This is a genomic window from Methylobacterium iners (genome assembly GCF_022179305.1).
In the GTDB taxonomy this organism is placed as follows: domain Bacteria; phylum Pseudomonadota; class Alphaproteobacteria; order Rhizobiales; family Beijerinckiaceae; genus Methylobacterium; species Methylobacterium iners.
In genome coordinates this window covers 1-13412 of the sequence record NZ_BPQP01000105.1, presented here as the reverse complement: position 1 = coordinate 13412, position 13412 = coordinate 1, and the positions used below count along the sequence as shown (strand labels likewise).

The 13412-nt window shown below is 66.8% G+C and carries 27 protein-coding genes and 1 pseudogene; all 28 read left to right on the top strand.

Annotated elements, in window-relative coordinates; genetic code table 11:
* The first annotated feature begins 45 nt into the window (after positions 1-45).
* The gene (locus tag MFF55_RS24910) at positions 46-366 is read left to right on the top strand and encodes a helix-turn-helix domain-containing protein (RefSeq protein ID WP_238246805.1); all 321 of its coding nucleotides are present in this window, start codon (positions 46-48) and stop codon (positions 364-366) included.
* A 110-nt stretch (positions 367-476) separates the two neighbouring features.
* A complete protein-coding gene (locus MFF55_RS24905) occupies positions 477-1361 on the top strand; it encodes a ParB N-terminal domain-containing protein (RefSeq protein ID WP_238246804.1) in 885 nt (294 codons plus the stop codon).
* Entirely contained in the window at positions 1361-1648 is a 288-nt protein-coding gene (locus MFF55_RS24900) for a hypothetical protein (protein WP_238246803.1), read from the top strand. Before MFF55_RS24905 ends, MFF55_RS24900 begins: the two co-directional genes overlap by 1 nt.
* Entirely contained in the window at positions 1648-2115 is a 468-nt protein-coding gene (locus MFF55_RS24895; RefSeq protein WP_238246802.1) for a hypothetical protein, read from the top strand. Before MFF55_RS24900 ends, MFF55_RS24895 begins: the two co-directional genes overlap by 1 nt.
* Positions 2112-4286 carry a TnsB C-terminal domain-containing protein gene (locus MFF55_RS24890; RefSeq protein WP_238246801.1) on the top strand — a complete coding sequence of 725 codons (2175 nt, stop codon included), beginning with the start codon at positions 2112-2114 and terminating at the stop codon, positions 4284-4286. The genes MFF55_RS24895 and MFF55_RS24890 overlap by 4 nt, the downstream gene beginning before the upstream one ends.
* 71 nt (positions 4287-4357) lie before the next feature.
* Entirely contained in the window at positions 4358-5110 is a 753-nt protein-coding gene (locus MFF55_RS24885; RefSeq protein WP_238246800.1) for an AAA family ATPase, read from the top strand.
* A complete protein-coding gene (locus tag MFF55_RS24880; RefSeq protein ID WP_238246799.1) occupies positions 5107-5727 on the top strand; it encodes a hypothetical protein in 621 nt (206 codons plus the stop codon). Before MFF55_RS24885 ends, MFF55_RS24880 begins: the two co-directional genes overlap by 4 nt.
* Entirely contained in the window at positions 5724-6104 is a 381-nt protein-coding gene (locus MFF55_RS24875; RefSeq protein WP_238246798.1) for a transcriptional regulator, read from the top strand. Before MFF55_RS24880 ends, MFF55_RS24875 begins: the two co-directional genes overlap by 4 nt.
* On the top strand, positions 6105-6407 hold the full coding sequence (locus MFF55_RS24870) for a hypothetical protein (RefSeq protein ID WP_238246797.1): 303 nt from the start codon (positions 6105-6107) through the stop codon (positions 6405-6407). It abuts the gene before it with no gap.
* Entirely contained in the window at positions 6394-7011 is a 618-nt protein-coding gene (locus MFF55_RS24865) for a host-nuclease inhibitor Gam family protein (RefSeq protein WP_238246796.1), read from the top strand. Before MFF55_RS24870 ends, MFF55_RS24865 begins: the two co-directional genes overlap by 14 nt.
* Positions 7011-7292, top strand: coding sequence for a hypothetical protein (locus MFF55_RS24860; RefSeq protein ID WP_238246795.1), 282 nt, complete (start codon positions 7011-7013; stop codon positions 7290-7292). Before MFF55_RS24865 ends, MFF55_RS24860 begins: the two co-directional genes overlap by 1 nt.
* Positions 7289-7531 (top strand): hypothetical protein, encoded by a 243-nt coding sequence (locus MFF55_RS24855; protein ID WP_238246794.1) that lies wholly within the window; start codon positions 7289-7291, stop codon positions 7529-7531. Before MFF55_RS24860 ends, MFF55_RS24855 begins: the two co-directional genes overlap by 4 nt.
* Positions 7531-7767, top strand: coding sequence for a hypothetical protein (locus MFF55_RS24850; RefSeq protein WP_238246793.1), 237 nt, complete (start codon positions 7531-7533; stop codon positions 7765-7767). The genes MFF55_RS24855 and MFF55_RS24850 overlap by 1 nt, the downstream gene beginning before the upstream one ends.
* Entirely contained in the window at positions 7764-8258 is a 495-nt protein-coding gene (locus MFF55_RS24845; protein ID WP_238246792.1) for a LexA family protein, read from the top strand. The genes MFF55_RS24850 and MFF55_RS24845 overlap by 4 nt, the downstream gene beginning before the upstream one ends.
* Before the next feature lie 91 nt (positions 8259-8349).
* Positions 8350-9066: a regulatory protein GemA gene (locus MFF55_RS24840; protein ID WP_238246791.1), complete on the top strand. Its 717-nt coding sequence runs from the start codon at positions 8350-8352 to the stop codon at positions 9064-9066.
* Positions 9056-9250: a hypothetical protein gene (locus MFF55_RS24835; RefSeq protein ID WP_238246790.1), complete on the top strand. Its 195-nt coding sequence runs from the start codon at positions 9056-9058 to the stop codon at positions 9248-9250. The genes MFF55_RS24840 and MFF55_RS24835 overlap by 11 nt, the downstream gene beginning before the upstream one ends.
* Positions 9240-9653 (top strand): hypothetical protein, encoded by a 414-nt coding sequence (locus MFF55_RS24830; RefSeq protein WP_238246789.1) that lies wholly within the window; start codon positions 9240-9242, stop codon positions 9651-9653. Before MFF55_RS24835 ends, MFF55_RS24830 begins: the two co-directional genes overlap by 11 nt.
* A complete protein-coding gene (locus tag MFF55_RS24825; protein ID WP_238246788.1) occupies positions 9653-10099 on the top strand; it encodes an ASCH domain-containing protein in 447 nt (148 codons plus the stop codon). The genes MFF55_RS24830 and MFF55_RS24825 overlap by 1 nt, the downstream gene beginning before the upstream one ends.
* The gene (locus MFF55_RS24820; RefSeq protein ID WP_238246787.1) at positions 10096-10293 is read left to right on the top strand and encodes a hypothetical protein; all 198 of its coding nucleotides are present in this window, start codon (positions 10096-10098) and stop codon (positions 10291-10293) included. The genes MFF55_RS24825 and MFF55_RS24820 overlap by 4 nt, the downstream gene beginning before the upstream one ends.
* Before the next feature lie 58 nt (positions 10294-10351).
* Entirely contained in the window at positions 10352-10753 is a 402-nt protein-coding gene (locus MFF55_RS24815; protein WP_238246786.1) for a Mor transcription activator family protein, read from the top strand.
* A 103-nt stretch (positions 10754-10856) separates the two neighbouring features.
* A pseudogene (locus tag MFF55_RS24810) lies at positions 10857-11015 on the top strand (peptidoglycan-binding domain-containing protein); the annotation flags it as partial.
* A gap of 36 nt (positions 11016-11051) precedes the next feature.
* A complete protein-coding gene (locus MFF55_RS24805) occupies positions 11052-11573 on the top strand; it encodes a M15 family metallopeptidase (protein ID WP_238246806.1) in 522 nt (173 codons plus the stop codon).
* Positions 11570-11944: a ubiquitination-like system serine protease family protein gene (locus MFF55_RS24800; RefSeq protein ID WP_238246785.1), complete on the top strand. Its 375-nt coding sequence runs from the start codon at positions 11570-11572 to the stop codon at positions 11942-11944. The genes MFF55_RS24805 and MFF55_RS24800 overlap by 4 nt, the downstream gene beginning before the upstream one ends.
* A 32-nt stretch (positions 11945-11976) precedes the next feature.
* A complete protein-coding gene (locus MFF55_RS24795; RefSeq protein ID WP_238246784.1) occupies positions 11977-12219 on the top strand; it encodes a hypothetical protein in 243 nt (80 codons plus the stop codon).
* Positions 12216-12449, top strand: coding sequence for a hypothetical protein (locus MFF55_RS24790; protein WP_238246783.1), 234 nt, complete (start codon positions 12216-12218; stop codon positions 12447-12449). Before MFF55_RS24795 ends, MFF55_RS24790 begins: the two co-directional genes overlap by 4 nt.
* Before the next feature lie 2 nt (positions 12450-12451).
* Complete coding sequence (locus MFF55_RS24785) at positions 12452-12745, top strand: hypothetical protein (protein WP_238246782.1); 294 nt, start codon at positions 12452-12454, stop codon at positions 12743-12745.
* Complete coding sequence (locus MFF55_RS24780; RefSeq protein ID WP_238246781.1) at positions 12745-12951, top strand: hypothetical protein; 207 nt, start codon at positions 12745-12747, stop codon at positions 12949-12951. The genes MFF55_RS24785 and MFF55_RS24780 overlap by 1 nt, the downstream gene beginning before the upstream one ends.
* 41 nt (positions 12952-12992) lie before the next feature.
* Positions 12993-13373: a hypothetical protein gene (locus MFF55_RS24775; RefSeq protein ID WP_238246780.1), complete on the top strand. Its 381-nt coding sequence runs from the start codon at positions 12993-12995 to the stop codon at positions 13371-13373.
* The last annotated feature ends 39 nt before the right edge of the window (positions 13374-13412 follow it).

Genomic DNA, 13412 nt, shown 5'->3' with positions numbered 1-13412 from the left:
TAACCATCCAGAAAGGCCGATGTCAGCCGGCCTTTAGGAGCTCAAATGACCCAGGCCGCGAGTGTGCCGCCTGCCGTATGGGATCGCCACGCCATCAAGGCGGAGGTCCACCGGCAAGGCATGACGCTGACCGGGATCGCGCGTGACGCCGGCTTGGCCGAGAATGCCTGTCGCAAGGCGCTCTTCGGCATAGACCGCAAAGGTGCGGATGCCCTTGCTGCTGCTCTGGGCATCCCCTTCGACACGCTCTTCCCGACCGGGTTCCACCAGAGCCGTTCAAGCCAGCGTCACCGTAGCGCGAAGCCGGCTGGTGAGTCCCGGAAAAAGCGCGTCCGCCGCGCTGACAGCGCACGGAATTCGTCGTGAGCGCGCCGTCAGCCGCGCGACTTGTTCCTGACAGCCGGATATTCGGCCGCCCCTCGGCCGCCTGGCTCGACGCCTTCAACCCAGCCCCCAGCACAGGACCGCGGCAAACCATGATCGTGAGAACGGTCGCACTCGCCTCCATTGACGTCGGAGGCCGCCTTCGCGCGCTCGATCCGGCCTGGGTCGATCTCCTCGCCGAGGAAATCCAGCGAGACGGTCAGATCGAGCCGATCCGCGTCGTCGAACGCGGCGAGCGCTTCGTCTTGATCGACGGAGCTCGCCGCTTTGCCGCCTGCGCGAAGCTCGGGCACACCGGGATCGAGGCCAAGATCGAGCCAGAGGAGGCGCTCGCCGACGCCGCCTTCGTCCGACTAGGGGAGATCAAGGGCAACTTCCTGCGCGGCGAGCTGACGATGCTCGAGCGCGCCTATTACGTCGCGGCCTGGCGCGAGGTTTACGAGAGCGTCAACGCTCTGCCGAGACGAGGCCGCAAGCCCAAAACCGAAATGCGTGTCCAGCGGACAAACATTTCCGGCGAGGCCGCCAACGACGATGCGGCCGACGCTTTCGTGCTCAGCCTGTCCGACGCTGCGCAACGCGCCCTGCAGATCTCCCAGAAGACACTCTACCGCTACCTGCAGATTGCCACGATCCCGCCCGAGCAGGGCCACCGCCTAACGGGCCACCCCTCCGCCGATAGCCGCGTGGAGCTGCTCATCCTCGCTGAGCAGCCAATGGTGCGACAGGCGCAGATCGTAGAGCTGATGCTCGACGGTGATCCGCGGTTCGGCACCGTCGCCGAGGCGATCGCTCATCTCGACGGCGCCGCTCCAGCCCCCAAGCTCTCGCCACCCGAGCGCTTCCATCAGACTTTCTCCCGGCTTCGCCCGCAGGATCAGGAGGTCTTCTTCGATCTCAACCTCGATGCCATCGAGCGCTGGCAGGCCGCCCGCAGCGCTAAGGGCTGCAAGGTCGGCCGCCGAGGAGTTGCGTGATGGCCGGCCGCAAGCAGCCCAAGCTGCCCAGTCCGCAACAAGCGATGCCGACACAATATCCCGGTGAGCGCGGCGGCACGTACCTCTCGGTGACGCGAGCCGCCGATCGATACCTCGCCAAGGCTGAAGAGGCGATCCGCAAGGCTGCACTGCTCTGGAACAACGTCGACTGCGGTCTTGAGATGCAGTGTGATGAGATGGCGGAGGAGGTGCTCCGCCTGCGCCGCGACAGCATCGAGACTGTTGGGGGGCTCTACGGCGACCGTTTGCGGGATGGGGTGTCCTAATGCCCCTGCTCCGCGACCCCCATGTTCGTGACCTGACCGCTTGGGAGGCCGAGCCGGTCACCATCGGCTACGGTGACGATGTGGCGGGCCGCGGGAGCCTGTCCAACCAGATCGCCCGGCTCGTCGGCCGCGCGCTCCGCGACGCGAAGGATGACGGCCTCGGCCGCGCCGACGTTGCCAAGCGCATGGCGGAGCGGCTGGGCCGACCCGTCAACCTGTCCTCGCTCGACAAATGGGCTTCCGAGGCCGCCGAAGAGCATCGCATCCCGCTCGATGCGTTCGCGGCGCTCGTCGACGCCACCGGTCAGCACGCGTTGCTCGGCTTCCTGCCCGGGCTGTTCGGCTTTGCCGTCGTACACGCTCGCTACGTCGATCTGATCGAGTTGCAGCAGCTCCAGGAACATGAGGAGCAGGTCGCCGCCCGCAAGGCCGCTCTTCTGGCGAAGGTCCGGGGGCGAGGTCGATGAAAGAGTGGCTAACCGCGCAGGAGATCGCGGCAGAGTGCCTTCCACTGCTGCCGTCGACCAAACGCGGCATCAACGATCTCGCGGAACGCGAGGGCTGGAACCGGGACGTCTTCCGTGCCCGAGAGCGCCGCGGCCGCGGCGGCGGCATGGAGTTCAACATCGGTCTCCTGCCCTCGGTGGCGCAGGTGGCCTACCGCCAGCGCCACATCCCGGTCGGACCACTGCCGGAGCCCTCAAAATTGCAGTCCGAGACTGCACTTTCGGGCCGCGCTGCCCTTGAGCGGGATGCCCGCCTGGCCATCCTGCGGGCCTACGAGGCGTTCGAACGCGGCCAGCGCCTCAATCGGCAGGGCTGCGAGGCATTGTTCGTCTCGAAGTATCAGGCCGGCACCCTCCGGGTAGAGCCGTGGATCCGCGATCTGGTGCCTGCCTTCTCGCGACGCACGCTCGCCCGCTGGCGCGCCGCAGCCGAGGAGGACCGCAACAGCCTCGGCGTCGATCGCGGCGCTGCCCGCAAAGGCACCGGCACCCTGGAGACCGCCAACGGCGGTGCGGTGCGGGCCTGGATGCTCGGCCTGGTCGCCCATCAGCCGCACCTCTCGGCCGATCAGGTGCGCACGCTCTGCCGCGCGGAGTTCGGCGACACGATCGAGGTGGTGCGCGGCGGCGGCGTGATCGAGGCGGTGGCGATGCCGCCGCTGCGAACGTTTCAGCAGGCGCTGAAGGGCCTGAAATCCACCCACCAGGTGGTGCTCACCCAACTCACCGATCCCGACCGCTTCCGGTCCACCATGAAGCTCGCCGGGCGCGGCACCCTCCGCCATGTCACCGAACCGAACGTCTTCTGGCAGATCGATGCTTCGCCGATTGATGCGCTGTGCACGGACGGGCGCCACTCGATCTACGTTTGCATCGATATCGCCAGCAGGCGCGTCGTCACCTACGTTACCAAGACGCCGCGAGCCGCCGCGGTCGGCTTGCTCCTGCGCAGGGCCATTCTCGCCTGGGGCGTGCCCGGCGAGATCAAGATCGATAACGGCTCGGATTTCAAGGCGCGGGCGACGCAACGCCTGCTCGCCTCGCTCGGGATCGAGGTCGCGTTCTCAGATGCCTTCTCGCCGGAGCAGAAGGGCTTCATCGAGCGGGTGATTAACACCTTCCAGCACGATGCCGTCACGCTCGTGCCGGGCTTCATCGGCCACTCGGTTTCCGACCGCAAGGCGATCGAGAGCCGCCGCTCCTTCGCCCAACGCCTCGGCGAGGACGACGCCAAGACCTTCGCGGTCCAGTGCACGGCTGCGGAGATGCAGGCGCACTTCGATGCTTGGGCGGAGCTGCGCTATCAGCACCGCGAGCACGACAGCCTGGGCAAGCGCACCCCCTTTGCGGTGGCGGCAGATGCCGCCCACACGATCCGCCGGGTCGATGAGCGGGCACTCGATCTCCTGCTCGCCCCGATGGCAGCCGGCGACGGCACCCGCATCGTCACCAAGCTCGGCGTGCGGGTCGGCAACGCCCACTTCCTCTGCGGCTCCATCCTGCCCGGCACCCGCGTCTTCGTGCGGCATGATCCACAGGATCTCGGCCGGGTCTTTCTGTTCGGCACGGAGGACGGTGACTTCCTGGGCGAGGCGAGCAACCCGGATCTCTCCGGGATAGCGCCCGACGTCATGGTCCGAGCTCAGCGCGCCCTCCAGACCGAGCGCCTGGCCAGCGAGAAGGTTGCGATCGAAGCCGTGCGGCGTGAGCTGCGCAAGGGGCGGAGCCTCATCGACCGCGCTCGGGAGGTTTGGCTCCGCGATCAGCCGAACGTGGTGGCGATGCCGCGCCCGGAGGTCGAGCACTCGACGCCGGACATTGCCGCGGCGCTGCAGGCCGCCACAGGCCGGGATCAGGCGCCAGTAGCGCAGCTCTCGGGGCGCGCCGCGGAGACTCACGCCCGGCTGCTCGCCGAGGCGGTCGCGCCGCCGGCTGAGAACGTCAGGCGCATCCGAACGCACGAAACCCCGCATCTCCGCTTCCGCCGAGCGCTGGATCTCGAAGGAAGGATCGCAGCAGGCGAGGCGCCCGACACAAACGACGTCATCTGGCTCGGCGGCTACCAGACCGGCCCCGAATACAGAGCTCTACGCAAGTTTCACGAGCAATTCGGCTCCGACATGAGCCTCTGAACTTAGCCGCCACAAAGAAAAAGGGCCCCGGCACGAACCGGAGCCCAGGTCACATCGAAACGAGGCAGACAATGAACATGCACACGGTGCCGGTCAACAGCACATCGCCCGCGCCCCTCAAGAACGTCTCGGCGATGGTCACGCTCGTGGAAACGATCCGTTCCCGCCCGCAGATGTCGAGCGGCTTCGGAGTGTTCTCTGGCCCCTCAGGCTACGGCAAGACGGTCGCCTCGACCTACGCGCAGAACCACTGCGAGTGCGTCTATGTTGAGGTCCGTGATTTCTGGACCCGCCGCACCTTCTGCGAAGCGCTCCTCCTCGAGCTCGGTCAGACGCCCCGCGGCACCATCGCCCAGATGATGAAGGAGATCATCAAGGTCCTTGGCAGCGATCTCGGGCGCGCGCTGATCATCGACGAGGCTGACAAGCTCGTCGACAAGAACATGATCGAGCTGGCGCGGGACATCCAGGAGATGACCAACGCGCCGGTGATCCTGGTGGGCGAGGAGAAGCTCCCCCAGAAGATGAAGGCGTTCGAGCGGGTCGACGGTCGCGTGCTCGACTGGGTGTTGGCCCAGCCCTGCGATGCCCAGGACGCGCGGGTGCTCGCCCGTATGATCGTGCCCGGCGTCGAGGTCGAGGACGCGCTTCTGGAGAGGATCTGCCGCGAGACCGGCGGGCGCACTCGGCGCGTCTCCAACACCCTATTCGAAGTAGCGAACTACGCCCGTAACGGTGGGCTGAAGGCATTAACGCTCGCTGGCTACCGCGGTCGAATTTTCACCGGAGAGGCGCCGATCCGCGGCAAGGCGGGTGTGCGATGAGCCGGATCATCCGCTTCGAGGTCCCCCCGGGCAAACCGGTTCTGCGCGGGCATGATTACTTCTGGCGCGTCATCCGCGAGCTGGATGAGCAGGGCACCTGGACGGTTGCCGACATCCGCCCGTTGACCGGCGGCGGGATCGACCGGTCGACCATACGAGACTTCGTCAAGCGTCTCGCTGTCGGCGGGTATGCTGACGTTGTCGACGTCCTCGACGGCCGGCCGCGCTACCGCCTCCTGCAGCGCCCCCTTGCGGCGCCTCGGCTGCGCCGCGACGGCACAGCAGCACTTCAGGGCCGCGGCCAAGCCGCGATGTGGAACGTGATCCGCGGTCCGATGGGCCGCGACGGGTTCACCTTCAAGGATCTCGCCCTCTACGCCTCCGGCGCCCAGATCGAGATCACCCACGAAACCGCGCGAACCTACGTCCGGCGTCTCGCGGATGCCGGGATGCTTCATTGCCTGCGCCAAGGCGGGCCGGCGAGGCCCGCGGTATGGCGCCTGAAGCCTGTCTTCACCGGCCCGCTGCCGCCGATGATCCTGCGCGGACACATCGTCTTCGATCAGAACAACAACAGGGCCGTCGGGCCGGTCGAGGCCGAGGAGATCGGGCTGTGAGGGCTTCCTCGCGCAAGACCGACTTCGTAGCTCGCGCCACCGCCGCCTGGGGCGAGCCGCCCGACTGGATTGTCCGACTGGCCGAGGCTTGCAGCAGCGATACGCAGACCGTGGTGGCGAAACGCCTCGGCTATTCCGCTTCCGCGATCAGCGCGACGTTGGCGAACGCGTACCGCGGCGACGTCGGCGAGATCTCCGAGCGCGTGCGCGGCGCCTTCATGAGCGCCGTCGTCGAATGCCCCCGCAAGGGGACGATGAACCGGAACACCTGCCTGCAGTGGCAGGACAAACCCTTCGCAGCCACGTCGGCCGACCGCGTGGCGATGTTCCATGCCTGCCGCTCCGGCTGTCCGCACTCTCGCTTGAAGGTGGATTGAATGGCCGAGGTCGTTCCCCTCCTGTCCGTCCATCAGACGCTCGCAGCCGTGTCGGCCCTCCGCGAGCGCTGCGATCGCTCTCTGACCTTGGCCCGCGGGCTTGTGGGCGTCTCAGACGTCACGATCGCATCCATGATCGTGCTCGTCGAACAGCTCGACGCGATCGCCCGCTCGGCCGCGGCCTACTCCACCGGCACGCCCGATCCCGACCGCTACGCCGAGCTGCAGGAGCGCCTGCTCGCCGCCGGCTACCTGCCCCTCCCCCGCGAAACTGCAAAGGAGCCTGCCGATGGCGCGCGCTAAGACCAAGGCGGCCGGCACCAACCTGCCCGTGCCGCAGAACGACGGCGAGGCCGAACGCCTCGTCGCCCGCATCGGTGTGATCGACCGTACGCTTGATGCCGAGCAAGCGGATCACAACGCTGCCGTAGCGCTCCTCGAGGAGAAGTTCGCCCAGCGTAAAAAGGAGCTCACCGCGGAGCGCGGTGGCTTGGTCGAGGCGCTGAACATATGGGCGACGGCGCATCGCGAACGACTAACAAACGGAGGTCGGACGAAGACTGTTCAGCTCGTCACTGGCCGCATCGAATGGAGGGAGGGCAGCCCCTCCGTCACCCTTAATGGGAAGAGGGTCAGCAAGACTGGTAAGGAAGTCCTACCTCTAATCTTTGCTCGGATCGCAGAGCTTCAGTCCGTCACGACGGGAGGACCGCTGCAGGAGCGTACGCGCGCCAAGTTCGAGCAGCAGTGCCTCCAAGCATTCCTTCGCGTCACTACGACGCTCAACAAGGAGGCCATGCACACGGACCGGAAGACTGCAGAGATGCTTTCAGGCGTCGCTGTGGTTGGCTCGGGCGAGACCTTCGCCGTCGAGCCACTCGCCTCTCAGATCCGCGAGGTGGCGTGATGGCAGCCTCATTCACAGAGCGGCTTATTGAAAGGCTCAGGCTCTGCCCTTGCTGCAAAGCACCGGTTCAGACGGTCATTAAACAAGTTGACGGCATCCCGGCCGAACACATCCACGAGACCGCATTCATGTGCGGTGCCCGCGTCTTCGTCTCCAAAGCGGACGACTATAGCGTTAGCGCCGGGTGTCCCTATGCGGTTGATGATGCGCTCCAAGACTTCCGTCAGGATCTGATCGAGGAGTTTCGGGCCGCCGAGGACGTCGATGGAGGCGACCGATGATCGGCCGCGTCTCCCTCGCCCTTCTTGAATGGACGGCCGCCTCGGTGGCCGTGGGCGCGGCCGTCCAGGCTGCCTCCGCCGGCTCGGTGGAGCCCATGCTCATCGCCGCCATCGCGGCGATCGCCGCCGCCAGCACCCGCAGCCTCGCGATCAGCCGGGCCGCCGGCCGGCGCTTCGACGGGATGATGCGGACGCTCCGCGACGTCACCCGTCCTGCCAACGACGATCGGAGGCCGTGATGCGCGCGCCTCCCTTCCAGGACAGCACTCTCGCAGCCGTAGCGGCCGCCGCAGCAGCTGCCGCACCCGTCATCCGTGTCGCGGTCACAGACCTCCGAGATGGCAGCACTATCACAGGCCAGATCACCGGCGAGCTGTCCGAGACCCACGTTCGGCTGCGCTGCGACGACGGCCTGGTGTTCGCCGTACCGAAGGCGGACCTCGTCTTCCTCCCGGCCGGAGGGAGCGCGCGATGACTGCGCCTGTCGCTCTCCGGCCCAAGCTCACTCTGACCGCCCGGCAGCGTGATCTTCTCGACTTCATCAAGCAGCGCCTCGCCGCGGGTTTGGCCGCGCCGAGCTACGAGGAGATGTCGGAGCACCTCGGCGTCAGCTCGAAGAGCAACATCTTCCGTCTGATCCAAGCTTTGGTCGACCGCGGGCACCTCTACGAGATGCCTCGGAGCCGCGCTCGGGCGATCGCCCTTGTGCCTGACGGTGCACAGGCGCCGCGCGCGGCATCGGTGCCTGTCGCTCCGCCGGTATCGCCACCCAACCTGCCGCCGCGCCCTGGTTTGGTCCGGGTCCGCAAGGTCGATCAGGCAACTGGGACGGCGAGCGTCACCTATGCGGTCCGCCTGCCTACGGCCCTCGCCAACGAGCTGCTCGATCACTGCCAAATCCACCAAGCGACGCCCAACGACGTCGTCATCACCGCGATCGTGCGACACTTGCGGGGGCGCTCATGAGCACGCTGCAGATGTTGGCGTTCTGCTACGCTCTTCTCAGCACCGGTGCCATTATCGGCTTCTTCCTCGGCGCTCTGATGAGGTCCGGCAAATGAGCGCCGTGACCATCACCCCCGAGCAGATCCGGGCGATCCACGCGATCAAGACGCGCACGCGCCTCGACGAAGCCTCCTATCGAGCCATGCTGCAGGCCTACGACGTCTCAACGTCAAAGGATCTGAGCCGGGCTGACGCCGATCGCCTGCTCATCCGCATGCGTGAGATCCCGGGTGCTTCAAGGCCCGTTGAACGACCCTCTAAGGCGAAGGCGAGCGGACGTTTTGCCCCGAAGCTGCAGGCGATGTGGATCGCCGGCTGGAACCTTGGCGTCGTGCATGATCGGACGGACGGTGCAATGCACGCTTTCGTCGAGCGGCAGACCGGCGTCCCGCACTCACGCTTCCTGCGGGACGCGATGGACGCCCGTGCTGCGATTGAGGCGCTGAAAGGCTGGCTCGCCCGTGAGGCGGGCGTGGTCTGGCCGCTTGTCGACGCCGATCGCGACGTCGCGCTGAGCCAAGTCAAATGGGCGATCCTGCGCGCCCAATGGCGGCGCTGCATTGCGCTCGGCGCGGTGCGGGCGTTCGGGCCGGTCGAGAGCTACAGCGGCCTCGTCGACTACGTTTCGGCCGTCACACGCGGCGCCTCGGGACGGATCGGCGTCGAGGCCGACGTCACGCCGGCCGAGCTGGACAAGGCCTCGTCGGCGCTCGGCGCCAAGCTCCGCAATGCGCAGGCCGGAACGGCGGAGGTGCGCCGTGCCGGCTGAATTCACCTGCTGCGAATGCGGCCGCGGCGTCACGGACGTCACGAACGACGAGCCACCAGCGTTTCGGCTCTGCCTCTTCTGCCTCCACCATCCGGGCTGGTTCCGAGATCCGCGGTTGCGGGCGTTCATGGACGCCGACCACGACGGTGCCGAGCACGGTATGGATCACGACGATGCCGAGTGAGGCTGTGCGCTTGCCTGAGCCGTGGCGGCACCCGGCCTTTCACGAGATGCGTGCTCGCATCGAGGAGCTGGAGGAGGAGAACCGGCAGCTCCGCGAGCAACTCGTGCCACGGCTGGTCTTTCCCAAGATCTGGAAGCTGTCGCGACAGCAGAGCCGGATGCTGGCCGCGATCTACAACGCGGATCAGTGCTCTTGGGAGCGTCTTCGATCCGCGGTGCTCGGCTTGGATGGGGAGCAGAGCGAGAAGCATATCCAGGCTGTACTCTGCAACGTCCGTCGCCGCCTCACGCCGTTCGGGATCGTGATCGTGACGGTGTGGGGCCAGGGCGTGCGCCTCGACCCTGACAGTCGTGTGCTGATCCAACAAGCGACAGCCGACATCGCAGCCGGTCGGAGGGTGTGATGGTCGCCTACAGCTTTAAAAAGCAGTTCGTCCCCAGCATCCGGCAGGGCACCAAGAACCAGACCATTCGTGCGGAGAGGAAGCGACATGCCCGCCCGGGTGAGCGCGTCCAACTCTACCAGGGCATGCGGACACGATACTGCAGCCTCATAGCAGAGCCGATTTGCGAAGCAGTTTTACCCATCATCATCGAGCTCGACGCACAGATCGTCATGCTCGACGAGCGGATCATCACCGATCCTGACGCGCTGGACGCCTTTGCCGTCAGTGACGGCTTCGCGGAGTGGTCGAAGCTGGATGCATTCTGGCGCCGGACGCATCCGGGGACGTCGGTGTTTCGTGGCGTGCTGGTCCGTTGGACACCCCTCGATCCATCGGAACGGCCACTGCGAGAGGCTGCCGGGGGGGGGCAGATGGACCTCTTCGAGGCAGGCGCTGAAGCATGACCGCGCCTGACAACGAAGATCGGCCCCTCCTCGATCGCATGGGCGAGCTCCTCGCAGCGATCCTCGACGAGCCCCTGATGACCCTGCCCGGGTCAGGGCCGGAAGGCAGTCATCCGCTGGAGCTGCGCCTCAGCCACTTCCGGCCGGAGTTCAGTGAGCGCGCTGCCATCCTCCTGGAGGAGGCCGGCCTATGAGCGAGCGCCCCGATCATCCGCGCCTTGCAACCCACGTCGCCGGCCAGAGCGAGCTGCCATGACGTCGACTGTCAGCAGCCTTCGGCTTCCGCCTGTTCTACGGGAGATTGCCGACGTCTCCAACGTCGCGGCGGCCCTGAAGCTGGCGCAGGCGAAGGGTGGCACCCGGATCTACGTGCCGCGCAAGATCTCCGAGGGGCATTGGCTCGCCGAGCTGCTTGGAATGGAAGCCGCAAACGCCGTGCGGAAGCTCTACGGTGGCGAAAACATTGATGTGCCGCTGGGGCTCTCAGGCGCCCTGCAGAGCGCCAGGCGCACAGCCCGCCAGGCTCTGGACGACGGAGCCAGCGTATCCCAGGCGGCGCGCGCGGCCGGCCTTACTGAGCGGACGATCTACAATCTGATGAGCCGGGACGAGCGGGTCCGCGCCTCGGGCCAGCGCGACCTCTTCGAGGAATAGCCTCGGCTCTGCCCCTGCAAGTCTTCTGCGGGAAAATGCTCGCCGTCATTGTGCATGGTCGGCTCCGAGCCCGGGATCTTCCCCGCTCCGAGCCTGGCCGAGCATGTCCACCAAAGCAATCCAGCAGGCGCTCGTAGCGCGAGGCTTCAGCGTTGGCCCGAAGGGGGCGGACGGCCGTCTCGGAAGGGCTACGACGAGAGCCATCAAAGCTTTCCAGGTCGCGCACGGACTGTCGCCGGACGGCAAGGTTGGGACGCTGACGAGGGCGGCCCTTTTCCCTCACACAGTGCCGAAGCGGATGGACGATCTTCCGTTGTTCGAGCCGGCCCGCGCTGAGGTTCGGGCCTCCGGCGAGCGTTGGCCGCGCCAGCGCGACTGCATGGCCTTCTACGGCGGCGTGGGCCTCCACCAGGTCAAGGTGAAGCTCCCCTTCGCGATGCGGCTGGCCTGGGACAAGGGCACGCCGATCCGCGCGATCTCGCTGCATGAAAAGGTGGCCGACAGCGCCGGGCGCGCCTTCGAGCGCATCGCCGACGCCTACGACGAGGCGGCGCGCAAAAAGCTCGGGCTCGACCTCTTCGGCGGCTCACTGAACGTCCGGAAGATGCGGGGCGGCTCGTCCTACTCGATGCACAGCTGGGGCATCGCGATCGACTTCGATCCCGAGCGCAATCAGCTCGCATGGGGTGGCGAGAAGGCGCGCCTGGCGAAGCCAGACGCCGAGACCTTCTGGAAGATCTGGGAGGACGAAGGCTGGGTCTCGCTCGGCCGCGCCCGGGACATGGACTGGATGCACGTTCAGGCAGCGAGGCTGTCATGAGCGCGAAGGGCATTCTGCGCACGGCCGAGGGCGGCCGCCTGGTGTTCTGGTGCCCAGGCTGCGACGGTGCGCACAGCGTGATGGTCGGCGAGGGGCCAGGTCCACGCTGGGGCTTCAACGGCGACTATGACCGGCCGACCTTCACGCCGTCCGTGCTGGTGCGCTCGGGTCATCACATCCCTGAGCAGGCCGGCAAGTCCTGCTGGTGCACCTACAACGCCGAGCATCCGGAGCGGCCCGCTCCCTTCAAATGCACCGTGTGCCACTCGTTCGTAACGGACGGGCGGATCCAGTTCCTCAGCGACTGCACCCACGCCCTCGCGGGCCAGACAGTGCCGCTGCCGGACTTCGACGAAGGTTCGGACGCCTGAGCCCCATCCATTCCTGAGAGAGGATCGCAGCCATGAACGACAATCCCGTCACCGCCGAAACCAAGCCCTGGTTCATGAGCAAGACGATCATCGGCACTGCCATCACGGGCGTGGCGATCGTCGGCGGCTTCTTCGGCGTCGACCTGGACGAGGAGACCAAGAAGCTCGTGGTGGATCAGACGGAGGCCCTTGTGGTGGCCGGAGCTGCCCTGGGCGGGACGGTGATCACCGTCTACGGCCGCTTCGCCGCGAAGAAGGGCCTATCGCTGAAGTGAGCGTCCTCGCGCTCATCAAGGCAGTCGTTCAGCTCCTCGGCCTCGTGATGGGCCGGGCGAATGCCGAGCGCGAGCGTGGCCTTGGCCGGACCGAGGCGATCGTCGCCAGCCTCGAACAGACGGTGGTGGCGATCCGCACGGCGCGGGAGGTCGAGGCACAGGCCGAGGCCACGCATCGCGCCGATCCCACGGACGGCGCCTTCGACCTCGAATTCATGCGGAAGGATTGAGCGTGGCCAACAAGGATCAAGGCCTCAGGATTAGCCTGACCGGCGGACTCCTCACCATCTCGCTTGGTGTCTCGACGCTGTGCCAGGCAATCAAGGGCGGTACGGTCTTCGAGGACTTCATGGGTGGTGAGGATGCCGTCATCACTGATGAGGATGCCTTCGCGCGTGCGATCACAGCCGGGCTCGGACGCGAGGAGGAAAACGGAGACACGCCCGTTCACGACATGCTCGACCGCGTGGCCAGAAGAGCCATCAACGATGGCGCCGAGGGTGTCCTCATCCCGGGAGTGCACTGATGCTCACCTGCATTGGCTTCCTCGTCATCTTCCAGTGCACGCCGGCCGAGGCTTCGCCCCCGGCCGCGCCCTACTGCGACATCGCGCGGCCCATCCGGTGGTCGGCCCAGGACACGCGCGCCACCAAGGAACAAGCCGACCGGGAGAACCGGAAGTGGAAGCGTTTGTGTGCCGGTCGCAAGCCCTCGACGGGGGCGGGGTCGTGAGGCGGGCTGCCGCTGGTGCGGTCACTCCTCTCGTGAGGTTCGTGGAATGGCTCTTCGGCCCGCGGATCCCAGGGCTCGACTTCGGGATGTGCCTGTTCGCGCTTGGCTGGGGCTACCTGATGGTGACCAAGCCCCAGCTCTTCGACAAAGGCTCCTGGGCCGGCATGCAGTGGCTGCCCGATCCAGTCTGGATCGCCTTCTTCACCGCGTTGACGCTGATGCACGCACTCGGCTGGCTCCTGCCGCGGCGTCGCGCGCTGCGGGTGGCGGCGCTCCTGCTGTCGGCGTGGGTCTGGATCACCATCGCAGGCAGTTTCCTGCGGGTCGACCTGACGCCCGGCGTCTTCGTCTATTCCATCATCGGGTTCGGCGCCCTCTGCGGAGCCATCTACGTCTCGGGTCTGTCTCGGAACGGCGGCTGACGTGGAACAGTACGTCGGCGCCGTTCCGAGACAGACCCG

Coding starts and splice junctions, on each gene's coding strand:
- MFF55_RS24910 (WP_238246805.1), top strand. CDS start 46: ATGACCCAGGCCGCGAGTGTGCCGCCTGCCGTATGGGATCGCCACGCC.
- MFF55_RS24905 (WP_238246804.1), top strand. CDS start 477: ATGATCGTGAGAACGGTCGCACTCGCCTCCATTGACGTCGGAGGCCGC.
- MFF55_RS24900 (WP_238246803.1), top strand. CDS start 1,361: ATGGCCGGCCGCAAGCAGCCCAAGCTGCCCAGTCCGCAACAAGCGATG.
- MFF55_RS24895 (WP_238246802.1), top strand. CDS start 1,648: ATGCCCCTGCTCCGCGACCCCCATGTTCGTGACCTGACCGCTTGGGAG.
- MFF55_RS24890 (WP_238246801.1), top strand. CDS start 2,112: ATGAAAGAGTGGCTAACCGCGCAGGAGATCGCGGCAGAGTGCCTTCCA.
- MFF55_RS24885 (WP_238246800.1), top strand. CDS start 4,358: ATGAACATGCACACGGTGCCGGTCAACAGCACATCGCCCGCGCCCCTC.
- MFF55_RS24880 (WP_238246799.1), top strand. CDS start 5,107: ATGAGCCGGATCATCCGCTTCGAGGTCCCCCCGGGCAAACCGGTTCTG.
- MFF55_RS24870 (WP_238246797.1), top strand. CDS start 6,105: ATGGCCGAGGTCGTTCCCCTCCTGTCCGTCCATCAGACGCTCGCAGCC.
- MFF55_RS24865 (WP_238246796.1), top strand. CDS start 6,394: ATGGCGCGCGCTAAGACCAAGGCGGCCGGCACCAACCTGCCCGTGCCG.
- MFF55_RS24860 (WP_238246795.1), top strand. CDS start 7,011: ATGGCAGCCTCATTCACAGAGCGGCTTATTGAAAGGCTCAGGCTCTGC.
- MFF55_RS24855 (WP_238246794.1), top strand. CDS start 7,289: ATGATCGGCCGCGTCTCCCTCGCCCTTCTTGAATGGACGGCCGCCTCG.
- MFF55_RS24850 (WP_238246793.1), top strand. CDS start 7,531: ATGCGCGCGCCTCCCTTCCAGGACAGCACTCTCGCAGCCGTAGCGGCC.
- MFF55_RS24845 (WP_238246792.1), top strand. CDS start 7,764: ATGACTGCGCCTGTCGCTCTCCGGCCCAAGCTCACTCTGACCGCCCGG.
- MFF55_RS24840 (WP_238246791.1), top strand. CDS start 8,350: ATGAGCGCCGTGACCATCACCCCCGAGCAGATCCGGGCGATCCACGCG.
- MFF55_RS24830 (WP_238246789.1), top strand. CDS start 9,240: ATGCCGAGTGAGGCTGTGCGCTTGCCTGAGCCGTGGCGGCACCCGGCC.
- MFF55_RS24825 (WP_238246788.1), top strand. CDS start 9,653: ATGGTCGCCTACAGCTTTAAAAAGCAGTTCGTCCCCAGCATCCGGCAG.
- MFF55_RS24820 (WP_238246787.1), top strand. CDS start 10,096: ATGACCGCGCCTGACAACGAAGATCGGCCCCTCCTCGATCGCATGGGC.
- MFF55_RS24815 (WP_238246786.1), top strand. CDS start 10,352: ATGACGTCGACTGTCAGCAGCCTTCGGCTTCCGCCTGTTCTACGGGAG.
- MFF55_RS24805 (WP_238246806.1), top strand. CDS start 11,052: ATGGACGATCTTCCGTTGTTCGAGCCGGCCCGCGCTGAGGTTCGGGCC.
- MFF55_RS24800 (WP_238246785.1), top strand. CDS start 11,570: ATGAGCGCGAAGGGCATTCTGCGCACGGCCGAGGGCGGCCGCCTGGTG.
- MFF55_RS24795 (WP_238246784.1), top strand. CDS start 11,977: ATGAACGACAATCCCGTCACCGCCGAAACCAAGCCCTGGTTCATGAGC.
- MFF55_RS24780 (WP_238246781.1), top strand. CDS start 12,745: ATGCTCACCTGCATTGGCTTCCTCGTCATCTTCCAGTGCACGCCGGCC.